Origin of the sequence: Nostoc sp. UHCC 0302, assembly GCF_038096175.1 — a bacterium.
Taxonomy (GTDB): domain Bacteria; phylum Cyanobacteriota; class Cyanobacteriia; order Cyanobacteriales; family Nostocaceae; genus UHCC-0302.
Genome location: NZ_CP151099.1, coordinates 5,606,467 through 5,621,878, shown reverse-complemented (window position 1 = coordinate 5,621,878; position 15,412 = coordinate 5,606,467). Strand labels below are relative to the sequence as shown.

Below are 15,412 nucleotides of genomic sequence, written 5' to 3'. Positions count from 1 at the left end.
GAGAGTTAGGAATTAGGAGTCAATAGTTATTCTCCCCTGCTCCCTGCCCCTCGGTCACTGAGCATAGTCGTAAAGCCTGCGGCATAGCTGCGCTTAGGGCGCAGCCTTTCGTAGAGAAGTGCTGCCCCTTTCCTTAGTCTTATTCTTCCAGTAAACTTCTCAACATCCAAGCTGTCTTTTCGTGAACTTGCATCCGCTGAGTCAATAAATCAACGGTGGGTTCGTCATTTACCTCTTCAACTACGGGGAAAATAGACCGCGCAGTTCTGGCTACGGCTTCTTGTCCTTCCACCAGTAAACCGATCATTTCTTTCGCTTTCGGAACTCCTGGGGTTTCTGCAATCGAACTCAGTTTGGCATATTCACTATAGGTTCCTGGTGCAGGATAGCCTAATGCTCTAATCCTCTCGGCAATCAAATCAACGGCTAAGGCTAATTCTGTATACTGTGTTTCAAACATCAGATGCAAAGTTTGGAACATTGGGCCTGTAACGTTCCAATGGAAATTATGAGTTTTCAGATACAGTGTGTACGTGTCAGCCAACAAGCGAGACAGCCCCTCGGCGATTTTAGCTCTACTTGCTTCGTCTATGCCGATATTCACATTTTTAACTGTTCCTAGAGATGACATAATTTTCTCCTAATTAAGTTATATGTAATTGGGTATTGGGCATCATTGATTGTCTGCTATTTTTTGCCATGCCCCAAGTTCTATGCTCCCATGCTCTATGCCCTATGACCCATACACTATGCCAAATGCATCTTTAAAACACTGCGAGGAGCTTTGCGGACTTTGGCTAGAATGGTTTCTTTACCCAAACGCTGACAAGCTTCATAACGATGGCAACCAGAAAAGCCATAATATTGTCCATCTACTTCTAAGACATCTATGGGTTCTTGCTGTCCAATTGCCGCAATCGATTCCATTAAGGCTTCTACTTTATTGGGATCGTTGGCACGGGGCAATGGCCGCTTGATTTGATTTAATGGAATTTCTTGAACTCTCACCATAGGAGTTTTTTCAACTAGTTCTGTTTGTATCTCTATATAAATCATAGTCATTATGACTTCGTATTGCAACTTATTTTAGAGGCAAAACTGGTAATGGTATCATTGGAGCGCTCATGCGACAAAAACACCGCGTTACGAAGCAACTGGAAAATCTGCCCCAGCACACAGAGGGGTACAATCGAATTTCCATGAAATTTTCGTTCTGGCGTTTTTCCTACACTGTACTCACAGCATTTTGTTTATTGGGATTGACTGCTGCATCTGGCCCTGCAAGTAAAACAAAAGATGTAGAACTGAGGATTGGGATTGTGCAGCGATTTGGAGACAAACCCAAAGCAAAGCTGCAACTAGAACCAACAAAAGGCGATCGCTTAAAGCTAAAATTTCAGGCAGGCAACAAGCAGCAAACCTTAGTTACCCAAAATCCCGTCAAACTGGAAACGGTGATGCAAGCCTTACCCCAGCCAGCAGTTGAGGAAGTGGTAGTTTTAGGTACTTATCGCACCTTTGAGAATGCTGAAGACAGCGCCCAAAATTGGCGTTCTCAGGGAATAGAGGTGGAAATAGCCCAGCCAGAACGCTGGCAAGTTTGGGCAAAACGGGATGTTTACAGTACTCCCCTACTGCGGCGCTTACTATTGCAAAGCATACAAAGTTCTGGTAATAAAATTGGAAAAATTGATACTAAAGTATTAAAACAAGTGCCACGAGTTAGTTGGGTAGTGGATGGCAAACGTTACAGCCCAACCAATGTAGAAATTAGCACAGAAAACAACTTAATTCGGGTGGATAAAGACGAAAAACCTGGAAATGCTCGTCTTTACGCTGGACGGCTAACTTTACAGCCGAATGCTTACGGTACATACACTCTAGTGAATGAAGTGCCATTAGAAACTTATTTGCGTGGGGTTGTACCTTATGAAATTGGTACAGATGCGCCAACAGCAGCACTAGAAGCCCAAACAATTCTTGCCCGAACTTATGCCTTGCGGAATTTAGATAGATTTGCCACAGATAACTACCAATTGTGTGCTGATACTCACTGCCAAGTTTATTATGGGCTGAATGGAGCGGCTAGTAAAACAGATAAAGCGATCGCCGCAACCAGGGGTATGGTACTAACTTATGAAAATCAGCTAGCGGATGCCCTTTATTCTTCTACTACAGGTGGCGTCACCGCTTCTTTTAGCGATGTCTGGAATGGAAAAGATCGCCCCTATCTGCGCCCAGTAGTGGATACTGCTAATAATTTTTGGAACTTGTCTAAGCAGAGTTTAGACAATGAAAAGAATTTTAAGCAGTTTATTAGTCTGCAAAAAGGATTTAATGAAAGTACCTGGGATATGTTTCGCTGGCGCAAAGAAACTCCTATAGAGGATATCACCAAGGACTTGCAGAAATTTTTGCAGGTGAAAAACAATCCTTATGCGAAATTTAAAAAAATTCAGGCTATGGCCGTAGTGAAGCGAAGCCAGAGTGGGCGCATTCTGGAACTCGCCGTTAAAACTGATATTGGCACTTTTATTCTACACAAAGATGAAGTTCGCAGTGCTTTTGCTGCTCCCAGAAGTACCCTTTTTTACCTGGAACCTTTGAACAAAGGTAAGCCGGATTTATGGGGATATGCTTTTATTGGTGGTGGCTTAGGACATGGAGTCGGGCTTAGCCAAACTGGCGCTCAAAATTTAGCCAAACTAGGTTGGTCGAGTCCAAAAATTTTGCAATTCTACTATCCCAACACTCAGATAAAAATGCTCAGCGATGAAATTAAGTTCTAAAATCTAACAACTGGAGAAGAAATATTTTCATCCCTTCGTTGTCTAATAAATGAAATGGGCTTTTAGTTAAAAACTCGACAACATCGTTAAACTATCGCTACTACTCAGTCTGTAGTAGCATCAATTGAGCAAACTAAAAAAATGTTAATTAAGCAGGAACACAAAATTTACTGTGTTCCTGCCTTACGTGAAATAAGACGTTTGCCAAATTAGCTTGAAGATGCACACAATTAGGGAATTTTTTCCTAAAATGTGCTGCTTCTATTTTTCTAACATCAGTAACTCTTGCAAGAGATTTATTATTGAGGCGCCTAACTCTTAGTAGAGCTCTTCTTCTTTGTGAGTTTCGATTGTCACGTTAGATGTTGGGTAGGCGACACAGGTCAGCACATATCCAGCTTCTATCTGATCGTCATCCAAGAATGACTGGTCAGACTGATCAACCGTACCTTCTTTAAGTTTACCTGCACAGGTAGAGCAAGCACCAGCGCGGCAAGAGTAAGGTAAGTCAAGACCTGCTTCTTCAGCAGCATCTAAAATATAAACATCATCATCAACGTCAATGGTTTGGTCTAGACCTTCGGCTTCGTTGATTAGTCTCACTTTGAAAGTTGGCATTGAGTAGTCCTCTCTTTTGCAAACGGCAGTATAAGTTATGCTAAAGCAAATAGTACGGCTTTTCTTATAGAAGTAGCCGTCGATTCAAATTTGCTTCAATTCTGATACTACGAGAAAAACTAATGTATGTAACTGGAAATTGACCGCGATTAGTAATGAAATTTAGTTAGTTAATACTGATAAGTTTTAATTATATTTCGAATATGTTAATGAGGCTGCTATTAGAAATAACTATGTTTGGGGGAAAAAACGTGAATTGGTAAATAAATCACGTGAAATACGGGTGGGATTGATAGTATTTATCATTAATTAAGCAGTTGCTAAAAAATAGTAAAAGCTGTATAGAAAAGCATCTATTGCTTGACAAATTAGACAGTAAGCCTGAAAATCCTCCAGTATTAAACTCCACATCAAGAATCCCACACCTTTTAACTGTTCGGTAGTGTCAAAAACGGAACTAGTGAGGATCATGTATAATTCAGAGACGGCTTTGGAAAAAGAAAAAGTGCGTGTGGGTTTAGTTGGTACTGGAAATGCAGCAAAGTTCCGGGCTGAGGCATTGCTAAATGATGAGCGTGCGCGATCGCATTTAGTTGGAATTGTTGGTCATAACGCCGAAAAAACACAAGAGTTTGCCACACAATACCAAACTGAGGCATTCGATTCTTGGCAACAGCTAGTAGAGCGTGAAGATGTGGATTTGATAGTGATATCCACTATTAATCGAGATCATGGTGTGATCGCCCGTGCAGCACTCACTCATGGTAAGCACGTCATTGTAGAGTATCCCCTTTCGTTGGACGTGGTAGAAGCTGAAGAACTCATCGCCTTAGCCAAAGCCAAACAAAAACTACTCCACGTTGAGCATATCGAACTCTTAGGCGGGCTGCATCAAGCTTTGAAGCAGCACATAGCAAAAGTTGGCAATGTGTTTTATGTTCGCTATAGCACAATCAATCCGCTGCATCCCGCACCGCGCAAGTGGACTTATAACCATGAGCTTTTTGGTTTTCCTTTGATTGGTGCGCTATCCCGATTACATCGTCTCACTGATTTGTTTGGTCAAGTATTAACTGTTAACTCTCATCAACGATATTGGGAAACCGAACCAGAATCAGAATACTATCAAACCTGTTTCTGCATTACTCAAGTGAACTTCAGTAGTGGACTTTTAGCACAAGTAATTTATGGCAAAGGTGAAACACTCTGGCAGCCAGAACGCAAATTTGAAGTTCATGGCGAAAAAGGAGGGTTAATTTTTGATGGCGATACCGGATTTTTTATTCAAGACGGAGAAACAACGCCCATAGAAGTTGGAACTCGCCGGGGTTTGTTTGCCAAAGATACGAATATGGTACTAGACCATCTTTTTGATGGCACTCCTTTGTACGTTACTCCAGAAGAGAGCTTGTATACTCTAAAAGTTGCTGATGCCGCTAAAAGAGCTGCACAGACGGGGTTAACGATATTTATGTAAAAATCCTCCAGATGAAATTTCATGAAAACTGAACTAATCACTGTTTTATCGCAACGAGAATTAGACAAAATGCGCCAGGCGGGACGTTTGGCTGCCAAACTTTTACAGCATCTTGAACCACTGGTGAAGCCAGGAGTAAGTACTCTCGAACTCAATGATGAAGCCGAACGTTGGACACAGGCACACGGGGCTAAAAGCGCACCTCTAGGCTACAAAGGTTATCCGAAATCAATTTGCACCAGTGTAAATGAGGTAATTTGTCACGGTATCCCCAATGCCAAGCAGATTCTTAAGGACGGTGACATTATCAACATCGATGTAACGCCGATTGTTGAAGGTTATCACGGCGATACATCCAAGACATTTTTAGTCGGTACTCCTTCTCCAAAGGCGAAAAAGCTAGTGGAGGTGACCGAAAAGTGTCTCTACTTAGGTATTGCTGAAGTCAAACCGGGGGCGCGGATTGGCGACATTGGTGCAGCGATTCAAGAGTATGCTGAAGCACAAGGCTTTTCTGTAGTGCGAGACTTCGTTGGACACGGCATTAGCAATATTTTCCACACTGCGCCTGATATTCCGCATTATGGTACGCGTGGCAAAGGCAAACGGATTAGACCTGGGATGGTGTTTACCATTGAGCCGATGATTAACGAAGGCACTTGGGAAGTGGAAGTTTTGAGTGATGGTTGGACTGCTGTAACTCGCGATCGCAAGCTTTCAGCCCAGTGTGAGCATACCTTAGCCGTCACAGAAGATGGAGTTGAAATCCTCACTTTATCTGATGGTGAGTAATAAACATTAATTAAAATAGGGCATTTTAGGTAAAACTTACAAATTTTCTCCCCTGCCCCCTGCTCCCCTGCCGTTTCAATGTCAATATTATCTTCCCAATAAATTAGGAATGCCCTCACAACCATCGGGAATAGTGCCTCTAGTTTGTTCCCCACCCCAAGCACAGCAGTAGTAACGTACTGACTCTGACATACGTTGCACGTTGGTGAAATCGGCATTTTCTACCACAGCGCCAGTGTGTTCGCCAGTATCATAGTCTGGTGGTTGCGTGCGACTGCGGGGTGATGCCGTTTCTACTATGCCATAGAATAATCTAGCCCCGTTCAGGTCAGCACCGCTGAGATTGGCATCGTATAAAATTGTGCGAGCGAGGTTGGCTTTTACCAAGTCACAACCACTGAGATTACCGCGGACAAGATTAGCTTCGCTAAGATCAGTCCAACGTAAATCAGTACCCGAAAGGTCTGCTGCGGCTAGCATTACACCCAAATCGATGACGCGCACACCTTCTAGGCGGTCTTCTTCATAACCGCCATTACCATTAAAAATAGCTCGACCTAATCGGCGATCGCGTTTTAGGGGTGTTAGTAACTTAGAACGTGAGAGAAAGCGGAGAATTTTCGCTTTGCCTGTTCTATCTACACTACTAAAAATTGCCGCAGTTCGTCCTTCAGCGATCGCTCTTTCTTGAGGCCAATCTTCTAATAATCCTTCTTCATCTAATACCAAATCTGAGACGCCTTGAAAATAAGAATCAATCGTCTGCTGTTGGGTGATAATATTTTGCTGGACTGTCAGCAGATTTTGCTGAATAGTCAAATCTTTGGAAATTACGTATTGTCGCCACGCTACGTAAACAGCGATGATGGCGATGAGAATTTGCCCCAAAGCACCAAACCATTCTGCTAAAGTTCCAGCAGCATCCCATTGTATTGTGCGTCCCCAAAGAAATAAGCGGTAGCCCAGACCAGAAAATTTTATAAAGCCAATTATGGCTACAATTAGTCCTACAAAAGCAACAAACAGTGTTCTATCTTGGGGTGAAAACCATTCTTTGACTACAAATTGCAACCAAGGCAATAGCATCGCTAGAGATAACACTAAAGTTATAAATGTTCCCAAGATGCCGATGATCCAGTTATCTAGGACAAATCCAATAAAAGTTATGGCGATCGCTATTAGAGTAATTAACAATGCCCTTGGTTTAACTGTGAATTGAATTGTACTGACTGGCTTGAAGCTGGAATGGGCTTGTTGTAGGGCAGTTGTATTTTGCGAAGATTGCAAAGACGAAATTGCAGCTAAGGCTTGTTGTGCAGCTAAAGCTTCTGAAGTTAGGTTTTTCTCACCTGTACCACCGTCAAAGTCATCTTGCTGTAAATCGCTTTCGGGGGAGGTTTCTGGGGTTGGTAGATTGGGGGGGTTAGGTTTAATTGTCATGCTTTCTATTTTGCCCCAGCAGATTCAGTTCTACAGCTGTTTTATGTTAACTGCTTACTATGAGAACTGACGCAACTGGCAGACATATCTTTTATAGGGGACAAGAATCAAGGGCCAAAAGTTAAGGGTTTTGGAGTGTTGATGCTGGACAACCTTTAGAAAAAAATATAACACTTGCTTAAGTCCTAACTCTTCTGCACATCAGTTTGTCCAGAATTGCAGGCTTTAAGCTATCGTTTTTAGAGTTTGCACATTTGTAGCTTTGGTAAAAACCGTCAAACTCTCTACCACTCTCCCCTCCTTCGCCAACATGATAAAATTAAATGCCTCACGGCTTAGTATTATGATGTCTTTGGTTTAGTTTGTTTCTGCTTGCTCAAACACATTATTTTTCTGTATTTTTGATGTACAGCCGAAAGTCATTGCTAGAGATTAGAAAATAATCTCTGAGCAAAGTAATTGCTTTATATGTATCTAATATGCTACGATGAGCAGTGCTTTATACTCCAACAAATTTATGCATAATTAGCAAAGTTTGCTGGCTAAATCCCAAAGAATAAATGTTAAAAATTACTGTGTTTAGACACAAATTTAACATTAGAACAGATTCTAGCATTACATTATAAGTTTTGTGGAACATGGTCTTTCTACGCTGCTTCGTTGCATCTAACTTAATTATTTTCTTCGCATTTGGATGTGGTGATGGGGCAAACTCCATAACAGAAAATACCAGACAAGTTGTACAAGAAAGTAATGTAGCCCAGCTTCTCATAGAAGCTAAAGCTAGCCAAAAGGCAGAAGCTTTCTTTCATCAAGGTAATAACTTGTTAGATACACAACGCTATGAAGATGCGATAAAAGCATACGATAAAGCGATCGCAATTAAAGCAGACAGTCCTGAATATTGGATTAATCGGGGTAATGCTTTAACTTCTATGCAACGCTACAACGATGCTGTTGCGTCTTATGATCGAGCGATCGCTATAAATTCTGGTAAAGATGAAGCTTGGTATAACCGTGGCAATTCTTTAACATCTTTGCAACGCTACAAAGATGCCATTGCATCCTACAATAAAGCGCTTGCTCTCAAACCCAATAAGTATGAAGCTTTGATTAATCGAGGTATTGCCCTCACGAAGTTGCAACGCTTCCAAGATGCTATTGCATCTTATGATCAAGCGATCGCTATCAAGCCAGATAAACACGAAGCATATTACAACAAAGCTTGCTCTTATGCTTTACAGAGCAATGTAGAGTTAGCAATTGAGAACTTAAATAAAGCAATCAAGCTTGTTCCTGATAAGTATAAGAAATTAGCAAAAACTGACCCAGATTTTAAGAAAGTACGTAGTGATAAGCAGTTTCAGGAATTACTACAATAAACGCCCATAGATTGATTCATAATTAAATAAATTCGTGTAATAGATTTAATATTTTCTAACTTATCTATGTCTTAAACAAGTTCTGACTAGAGATGAAAAAGTTATTAATTACTGGAGCCACTGGTTTTTTAGGATGGCACATTTGCCAGCTCGCAAAACAAGAATGGGAAATTTATGGGACTTATTTATCCCATTTTTTAGAAATTCCTGGCATTCAAATGTTAAAGGTGGATTTAACAGATTTTCAGGAATTAAAACGCATATTTAATGATGTGAAACCAGCAGCAGTTATTCATACCGCAGCACAATCACAACCAAATTTTTGTCAAACTCATCCAGCAGAATCACACCTGATTAATGTCATCGCATCATGCAATATTGCTGGACTTTGCGCTGATAATTCCATTCCTTGTGTTTTTACCTCCACCGACTTAGTTTTTGATGGCTTAAATGCTCCCTATCAGGAAACAGATTCTGTATCTCCTGTAAATATTTACGGTGAGCAAAAAGTTTTGGCTGAAGCAGGGATGCTAGAGCGATATTCCATGACCGCAGTGTGCCGGATGCCATTAATGTTTGGGGTGGAAACACCCACAGCTAAAAGCTTTATACAACCGTTTATCCAAACTTTAAAAGAGGGCAAAGAACTAAGTTTATTTATAGATGAATTCCGCACGCCAGTCAGTGGAACAACTGCGGCAAAAGGTTTGTTATTAGCCTTAGAAAAAGTTAACGGTATTATTCACTTAGGTGGTAGAGAGCGAATTTCGCGCTATGATTTTGGGCAATTATTAGTTGAGGTATTTCAACTCCCTGCTGTTGGGCTGAAATCTTGCCGACAACAAGATGTAAAAATGGCAGCACCTAGACCATCAGATGTTTCTTTGGATAGTTCCAAGGCATTTGCATTGGGGTATCAACCTCTATCTTTGAGAGAAGAATTACAGCAGTTAGTCAATAATCAATTATTAACTTGAAGATTATATTTGTTGTGTACCTAGCCAGTGGCGGAAGCTTGAATGATAGAGACTGTAATGAGTCTCTCCAGTAATTTGTTGTTGCTGTAAAAACTCAAGCCAATTTTCTAGTACTTCTTCAACATCGTATTCATCTGCATCAATTATTTCTGCGATGCCTGCGGCGGTCTGCGACAACGCATCTACTGATATTGCTTCATGTTGCTGTATTAACACCTTTAGCACAGCTTGGCTAATGTTCTCCCCTTGTTCGGGAGAAATCATCTTTTGCAAATGCTGCTGATAATATGCTACTAAACTTGGCGGGAGTTGATTGTAGTCTAACTGTTGAGCGTAAAAACCTGCTGCGTTAGCGAAGCTTACCGTTCGCGTAGCGTCTCGAAGAGAAGGTATCGCATTTATAATCTGGCTAACATACATAAAATTATTTTCGCTCAAATTGGTGAGGCGATCGCTAAACTCTTGCTCACTAACATTATGTTCACTTAGCCAAGATTTAAGATCCTCCTTAACCTCCCTTAACAACGGTAAAATATTGCCCCCCTTTTTAAGGGGGGTTGGGGGGATCTCTTCATGAGTTAAATAACTTTGAATATAAGCTTGAATATCTTGCCGATTTTCTGCTGGATAGTTTGCTAAATCAAGACTTTGCCACGGCGTTTCAATTAATAAACCAGACTTTTCTCTCAAAAAGGGTCGGCGGGTGAGGAGGAAATAAACTCCATCTGGGAGATAGCGGGGGAGATAAAAGAGATTTGTACCAGAAGGTTGGCTGTTGCGGTCAATGCAATTCAAGCCATCAATGGCAATTATCAGTTTTTGATTGGGTTGTAACTCCTCGCTGATTTCTTGCAACAGCAGAGACAAAAACCAACTCCCCTCTGTAGCGTTATCCGGTATGGTTTGTAGAGACGTTATATGCAACATCTCTACAAGTTGCGTACAAATATTTCTGAGAAACTTGTCAGCACGATTTTTTCCCTCAAGTTCAGCATTGTAATAAATAACTTGAGGATTATCTGTTGCATATTTAGCGAGAATGGCACTTTTCCCGCTACCGGGTGCGCCAATGATAGTGAAATAACCCTGGTTATAACGGTGGAAAAACTCATGAATAGCCGTAAAAACAAATTCACGACCGATAAAGTGTTGATTTTTTTCTTCAATAACTTGCTGAAATTCCGTTGGATGTCCTCTGGAATTGATTGCAGTGGGTGGTTTGGGTGGTGAATTCATAATTATGAGGAATAATTGAAAGATAAGGCAGCAGTGGAGGTAATTATAACTGTGCAGTTACTAAGACGAAAATTCACAGTTGAGCAATATCACAAAATGGTTGATTCGGGGATTCTCAGAGAGGATGACCGGGTGGAATTGATTCGGGGAGAGATTATTGATATGTCGCCTATTGGGACAAAACACGCTGCTTGTGTAAATCGACTTGTTAATTTGTTGGTGCAACTGTTGGGTATACGCGTTATACTTGCTGCTCAAAATCCGGTTGCGTTGAACGATAACTCAGAACCTCAGCCAGATGTGGCATTACTTAAACCCCGTGATGATTTCTACGCTACAGCACACCCCCAACCCCAGGATATTTTTTTATTAATTGAAGTGGCTGATGCGACTGTGATGTATGACCGAGAAGAGAAAATTCCTTTATATGAAGAGAAAATTCCTTTATATGCAGAAGCAAACATAATTGAAGTTTGGTTAGTAGATATTAACGAGGAAATTGTCGAAGTTTATCAACAACCAACACCCGCAAGATATCAGCTTATGCAAAAGTTCGCTAGCGGTCAAACTTTGTCAATTCAAGCTTTCCCTGATGTGAATATTACTGTTAATGAAATCTTTGGCAGATAAAATCATTTCTCCCCTCATTCCTCTATCATGTTTTCAAGACGCAAAAAATGCACCCTACCTGAACTATCCCCTGCCACAATTGTCATGCCGTCTGGCGCAACTGCACAGCAATAGACGGAACTATCCCCTGTGAAAGTGGCAATAACTTTTCTGGTTTCCAGATTCCAGACTTTGAGGGTATTGTCACGAGATGCAGAAATTACCTGTTGCTCATTGGGGATGACGGCTACGGCATTTACCGAGTAACTATGACCATTGAGGGTGAATAGTTCCTTTCCAGTTGCCAGATTCCAGACTTTGATGGTGCTGTCCCATGACGCAGAAATTACCTGTTGCCCATTGGGGGTGACGGCGACGGTATTTACCAAGTTACTATGACCCTTGAGGGTGAATATTTTTCTTCTGGTGATCCGATTCCTAATAAAAGTAAAAAATCCTTTTTTTCCTGTTGCCAGATTCCAGACTTTGAGGGTCTTGTCATCGGAAGCAGAAATCACCTGTTGTCCATTGGGGGTGATGGCGACGGCATTTACCGAGTAACTATGACCCTTGAGGGTGAATAGTTCTTCCCCAGTTGCCAGATTCCAGACTTTGAGGGTCTTGTCACGGGATGCAGAAATCACCTGTTGTCCATTGGGGGTGATGGCGACGGCATTTACCGAGTAACTATGACCCTTGAGGGTGAATAGTTCTTCCCCAGTTGCCAGATTCCAGACTTTGAGGGTCTTGTCATCGGAAGCAGAAATCACCTGTTGTCCATTGGGGGTGACGACGACGGCATTTACCGAGTAACTATGACCATTGAGGGTGAATAGTTCTTCCCCAGTTGCCAGATTCCAGACTTTGAGGGTATTGTCACGGGAAGCAGAAATCACCTGTTGCCCATTGGTGGTGACGGCGATGGCATTTACCGAGTTACTATGACCCTTGGGGGTAAATAGTTCTTCCCCAGTTGCCAGATTCCAGATTTTGATGGTGCTGTCCAATGACGCAGAAATCACCTGTTGTCCATTGAAGGTGACGGCGACGGCATTTACCGAGTCACTATGACCCTTGAGGGTGAATAGTTCTTCCCCAGTTGCCAAATTCCAGATTTTGAGGGTATTGTCACGGGATGCAGAAATTACCTGTTGCCCGTTGGGGGTGACGGCGACGGCATTTACCCAGTGACTATGACCCTTGAGGGTAAATAGTTCTTCCCCAGTTGCCAGATTCCAGACTTTGAGGGTATTGTCACGGGATGCAGAAATTACCTGTTGCCCGTTGGGGGTGACGGCGATGGCTTTTACCGAGTAACTACGACCAATGAGAGGGAATAGCTCCCTCCCAGTTGCCAGATTCCAGACTTTGAGGGTGTTGTCATTGGATGCAGAAATCACCTGTTGTCCATCGGGGGTGACGGCGACGGCATTTACTGAGTCACTATGACCAATAAGGGTGAATAGTTCTTTCCCAGTTGCTAGATTCCAGACTTTGAGGGTGTTGTCATTGGATGCAGAAATCACCTGTTGCCCATTGGGGGTGACGGCGACGGCATTTACCGAGTCACTATGACCAATAAGGGTGAATAGTTTCTTCCCAGTTGCCAGATTCCAGACTTCGAGGTTTTCGTCAGCGGAAGCAGAAATCACCTGTTGCCCATTGGGGGTGACGGCGACGGCATTTACCGAGTCAATATGACCTTTGAGGGTGAATAGTTCCTCCCCAGTTGCCAGATTCCAGACTTTGAGGTTCTCGTCATCGGAAGCAGAAATCACCTGTTGCCCATTGGGGGTGACGGCGACGGCATTTACCGAGTAACTATGACCATTGAAGGTGCGGATTAAACGTCCCCCTGGTGGGGTTAAGCTAGAGGTCAAGGGACACAGCCAAGGGGTAGTTTTCTCTTGCTTTATTTGTGCCAATAATGCCTGAATTTCCTCTGGCATTTTCTGATTTAGTAACCTTCCGTGCAATTGACTCGCTAATTGTTGCTTATCTACTACTAAAATATGCGCTGACAGTCTCAATGCACCTTGAACTAATTTTAGACTTTTGACTTTCTCTGAGTTGTATTCTGGATAATTTAATGTCTCTGCATCATCAATCAAATCATAATCTTCAATTAACGGCTGCACACCAAACTCAGGATGCTTAATCTTTGCCACCAGAAAATCAAAATCAGTCAGAGTTTGGTAATAATTCTGCAACTCTCCCGACTTCACAAAGCTTCGCGCTAAACTACCCAAGTAAGCACGTTGAAAAGCGAAACTTTGTGCCGCGAACTTGTCAGCAAATTCTCCCATCTCACGCCATCTTCCTTACAAGGTAGTTTGCAATGTGTTGATTAACTTCTTGAAATAGCTTTCGTTTGGAATCCAGAACCCGTTTTGCTTTCAAGAAGTCTAAAAAACTAGCGTGATAGATGCTATAGCAGATTTCTCCTTCTAAATCCTGCGGCTTCAAATACTCAACCCACTCATCTAAAACTGATTGCACATCAAATTCATCCTGTTTGGCAATCTCCGATATCATCTCACAGGGAATTGGTGTACCAATCTCCACTAAAATAAACAGAATAAATACCTTTACTTCCTGGGGCTTTTCCTCCATTCCCATGCGCTGCCAATGGACTTGATAATATTCTTGCAGACCATCAGGTAATTCCCTTAAACTCAGGTCATTATATTCACCTTTAGCAATTCCTGGCAAAACATAGCGCAGGTACATGAAATTATTTTCACTCTTAGTTGCTACCTGCTCAACAAAATCGTTATCAGAAATATTGCGGTCTTGAATCCATTGTCTAACTGCATTCTTATAGTCTTGATCAACATTCAAAAAGAACCGAATATATTCCTTAATATCTTCACGACTCAAATCAACATACTGACTTCCCCTTAAATCTAGCTCCTCAACTGGAACATCTGGTGCAGACAAGCGTTTTTTATCTCTGGTATAGGGTCGTCTAGTCAACAGAAAATAGATACGTTCAGGTAGCGCTGTTGGTAAATCTAAAAGATTCCCCCCTGCTTCTTGTTCCACTTCATCCAGCGCATCAACCACAATTACTAAATGTTCATTAGCAGGTAGTTTTTTGCTAACCTGTTCTAATAAATCTGCTAAATTAGCCTTCTGGTCATTCTGCAACTGGTAACGTTTAACTAATTGTTTGCGAATACTTTCCAGAAATAGCTCCGCTCGATTGCGACCATCAGAGCGAATATTAAAATAGCATGGTGATTTATTGTCCCAGACATATTTAGCAGCAATGGTACTCTTCCCCATCCCTGCATCACCCACCACTGTGAAGTAACCACTGCGATTTTTGTCGCAGAATTGTTTAAATGCATCAAAAACAAACTTACGACCGCAAAACGAGCGAATTTTTTCTCTAATTAACGACTTAAATTCCGCTGGATACTCGTCTAAATTCCATTCCGGGAAAGGTTCAAAGTCTTTAGATTTACTTTTTTTGGCAACTTTAATAAATATTTCGCCAAATTCTTCTAACTGCGATCGCAACTCAATCCTCAACAATCGGATATCATATTCTAAATCCTTCCCCTGCAAAAACTTTTCTACTTCTTTGTAGAAACCCAAGGGATTATTTGAAGTATAAGCACTCCAAAAAGCATTTTTAATTTCTCTTTCTCGGAAAAGATTCAGCAGTACTTCTGCCTTATCCACACCATACTCAATTAAAGAGTAAATATAGACACCATCAACATCTTTGGGTGGTTGTACTGGGTCAAAATTGAATTGTTTTAAGGTTCTAACTACAGTTTCATTGCGTTGAGCTTGATTAATAACTAGAGAAGCCGCAGGTTTAGCAATACTTTTAAGTACATTAACTACAGGGTCAAGACTCATTTTCGATATAGGTAGAGATAATTTTTACACCTGTAACTTATCCTAACGACAGGTAACAACATTTAGTCCAGCCACTGCCATCTTAGAGCGATCGCTCTCTTTTCTCTCTTCCTCTGTGTTCTCTGCGCCTCTGCGGTTCAATTTTCACACTCATTTGGCAAAGTACGTAGGCATAGGCCATCGTAGACATAGCTCTCCCATACTTAAAATAAAATGAAA

General features: G+C 41.7%; 13 protein-coding genes. 6 read left to right on the top strand and 7 right to left on the bottom strand.

Annotated features, from left to right (window positions below):
- Window positions 1-139 precede the first annotated feature (139 nt).
- On the bottom strand, window positions 140-631 hold the full coding sequence (locus tag WKK05_RS24375) for a Dps family protein (protein WP_341525630.1): 492 nt from the start codon (window positions 629-631) through the stop codon (window positions 140-142).
- A gap of 116 nt (window positions 632-747) precedes the next feature.
- Window positions 748-1,011 (bottom strand): sulfiredoxin, encoded by a 264-nt coding sequence (locus WKK05_RS24370; RefSeq protein WP_341531181.1) that lies wholly within the window; start codon window positions 1,009-1,011, stop codon window positions 748-750.
- A 113-nt stretch (window positions 1,012-1,124) separates the two neighbouring features.
- Here WKK05_RS24370 and WKK05_RS24365 point away from each other — a divergent pair, with 113 nt between their 5' ends.
- Entirely contained in the window at window positions 1,125-2,789 is a 1,665-nt protein-coding gene (locus tag WKK05_RS24365) for a SpoIID/LytB domain-containing protein (protein WP_341525629.1), read from the top strand.
- A 318-nt stretch (window positions 2,790-3,107) separates the two neighbouring features.
- On the opposite strand, the gene WKK05_RS24360 is transcribed toward WKK05_RS24365, so the two are convergent.
- Window positions 3,108-3,407 (bottom strand): ferredoxin, encoded by a 300-nt coding sequence (locus WKK05_RS24360; protein ID WP_341525628.1) that lies wholly within the window; start codon window positions 3,405-3,407, stop codon window positions 3,108-3,110.
- Between the two features lie 469 nt (window positions 3,408-3,876).
- Here WKK05_RS24360 and WKK05_RS24355 point away from each other — a divergent pair, with 469 nt between their 5' ends.
- Window positions 3,877-4,884, top strand: coding sequence for a Gfo/Idh/MocA family oxidoreductase (locus WKK05_RS24355; RefSeq protein ID WP_341525627.1), 1,008 nt, complete (start codon window positions 3,877-3,879; stop codon window positions 4,882-4,884).
- A gap of 21 nt (window positions 4,885-4,905) precedes the next feature.
- Window positions 4,906-5,676, top strand: coding sequence for a type I methionyl aminopeptidase (gene map, locus WKK05_RS24350; protein WP_341525626.1), 771 nt, complete (start codon window positions 4,906-4,908; stop codon window positions 5,674-5,676).
- Between the two features lie 87 nt (window positions 5,677-5,763).
- Here map and WKK05_RS24345 read toward each other — a convergent pair whose 3' ends face one another.
- Window positions 5,764-7,116, bottom strand: a complete 1,353-nt coding sequence (locus WKK05_RS24345; RefSeq protein ID WP_341525625.1) for a pentapeptide repeat-containing protein — start codon at window positions 7,114-7,116, stop codon at window positions 5,764-5,766.
- A 638-nt stretch (window positions 7,117-7,754) separates the two neighbouring features.
- Here WKK05_RS24345 and WKK05_RS24340 point away from each other — a divergent pair.
- Window positions 7,755-8,498, top strand: coding sequence for a tetratricopeptide repeat protein (locus WKK05_RS24340; protein ID WP_341525624.1), 744 nt, complete (start codon window positions 7,755-7,757; stop codon window positions 8,496-8,498).
- Between the two features lie 92 nt (window positions 8,499-8,590).
- Entirely contained in the window at window positions 8,591-9,475 is an 885-nt protein-coding gene (locus WKK05_RS24335; RefSeq protein WP_341525623.1) for an NAD(P)-dependent oxidoreductase, read from the top strand.
- A gap of 3 nt (window positions 9,476-9,478) precedes the next feature.
- Here the strand turns inward: WKK05_RS24335 and WKK05_RS24330 are convergent, their stop codons facing one another.
- Window positions 9,479-10,711, bottom strand: coding sequence for an ATP-binding protein (locus tag WKK05_RS24330; RefSeq protein WP_341525622.1), 1,233 nt, complete (start codon window positions 10,709-10,711; stop codon window positions 9,479-9,481).
- A gap of 45 nt (window positions 10,712-10,756) precedes the next feature.
- Between WKK05_RS24330 and WKK05_RS24325 the strand changes: the two genes are divergently transcribed.
- Complete coding sequence (locus tag WKK05_RS24325; RefSeq protein WP_341531180.1) at window positions 10,757-11,341, top strand: Uma2 family endonuclease; 585 nt, start codon at window positions 10,757-10,759, stop codon at window positions 11,339-11,341.
- Between the two features lie 14 nt (window positions 11,342-11,355).
- Here the strand turns inward: WKK05_RS24325 and WKK05_RS24320 are convergent, their stop codons facing one another.
- The gene (locus WKK05_RS24320; RefSeq protein WP_341525621.1) at window positions 11,356-13,626 is read right to left on the bottom strand and encodes a WD40 repeat domain-containing protein; all 2,271 of its coding nucleotides are present in this window, start codon (window positions 13,624-13,626) and stop codon (window positions 11,356-11,358) included.
- 1 nt (window position 13,627) lies between these two features.
- Window positions 13,628-15,193 (bottom strand): NACHT domain protein, encoded by a 1,566-nt coding sequence (locus WKK05_RS24315; protein ID WP_341525620.1) that lies wholly within the window; start codon window positions 15,191-15,193, stop codon window positions 13,628-13,630.
- Window positions 15,194-15,412: the final 219 nt, after the last annotated feature.

Coding starts and splice junctions, on each gene's coding strand:
- WKK05_RS24375 (WP_341525630.1), bottom strand. CDS start 631: ATGTCATCTCTAGGAACAGTTAAAAATGTGAATATCGGCATAGACGAA.
- WKK05_RS24370 (WP_341531181.1), bottom strand. CDS start 1,011: ATGGTGAGAGTTCAAGAAATTCCATTAAATCAAATCAAGCGGCCATTG.
- WKK05_RS24365 (WP_341525629.1), top strand. CDS start 1,125: ATGCGACAAAAACACCGCGTTACGAAGCAACTGGAAAATCTGCCCCAG.
- WKK05_RS24360 (WP_341525628.1), bottom strand. CDS start 3,407: ATGCCAACTTTCAAAGTGAGACTAATCAACGAAGCCGAAGGTCTAGAC.
- WKK05_RS24355 (WP_341525627.1), top strand. CDS start 3,877: ATGTATAATTCAGAGACGGCTTTGGAAAAAGAAAAAGTGCGTGTGGGT.
- map (WP_341525626.1), top strand. CDS start 4,906: ATGAAAACTGAACTAATCACTGTTTTATCGCAACGAGAATTAGACAAA.
- WKK05_RS24345 (WP_341525625.1), bottom strand. CDS start 7,116: ATGACAATTAAACCTAACCCCCCCAATCTACCAACCCCAGAAACCTCC.
- WKK05_RS24340 (WP_341525624.1), top strand. CDS start 7,755: ATGGTCTTTCTACGCTGCTTCGTTGCATCTAACTTAATTATTTTCTTC.
- WKK05_RS24335 (WP_341525623.1), top strand. CDS start 8,591: ATGAAAAAGTTATTAATTACTGGAGCCACTGGTTTTTTAGGATGGCAC.
- WKK05_RS24330 (WP_341525622.1), bottom strand. CDS start 10,711: ATGAATTCACCACCCAAACCACCCACTGCAATCAATTCCAGAGGACAT.
- WKK05_RS24320 (WP_341525621.1), bottom strand. CDS start 13,626: ATGGGAGAATTTGCTGACAAGTTCGCGGCACAAAGTTTCGCTTTTCAA.
- WKK05_RS24315 (WP_341525620.1), bottom strand. CDS start 15,193: ATGAGTCTTGACCCTGTAGTTAATGTACTTAAAAGTATTGCTAAACCT.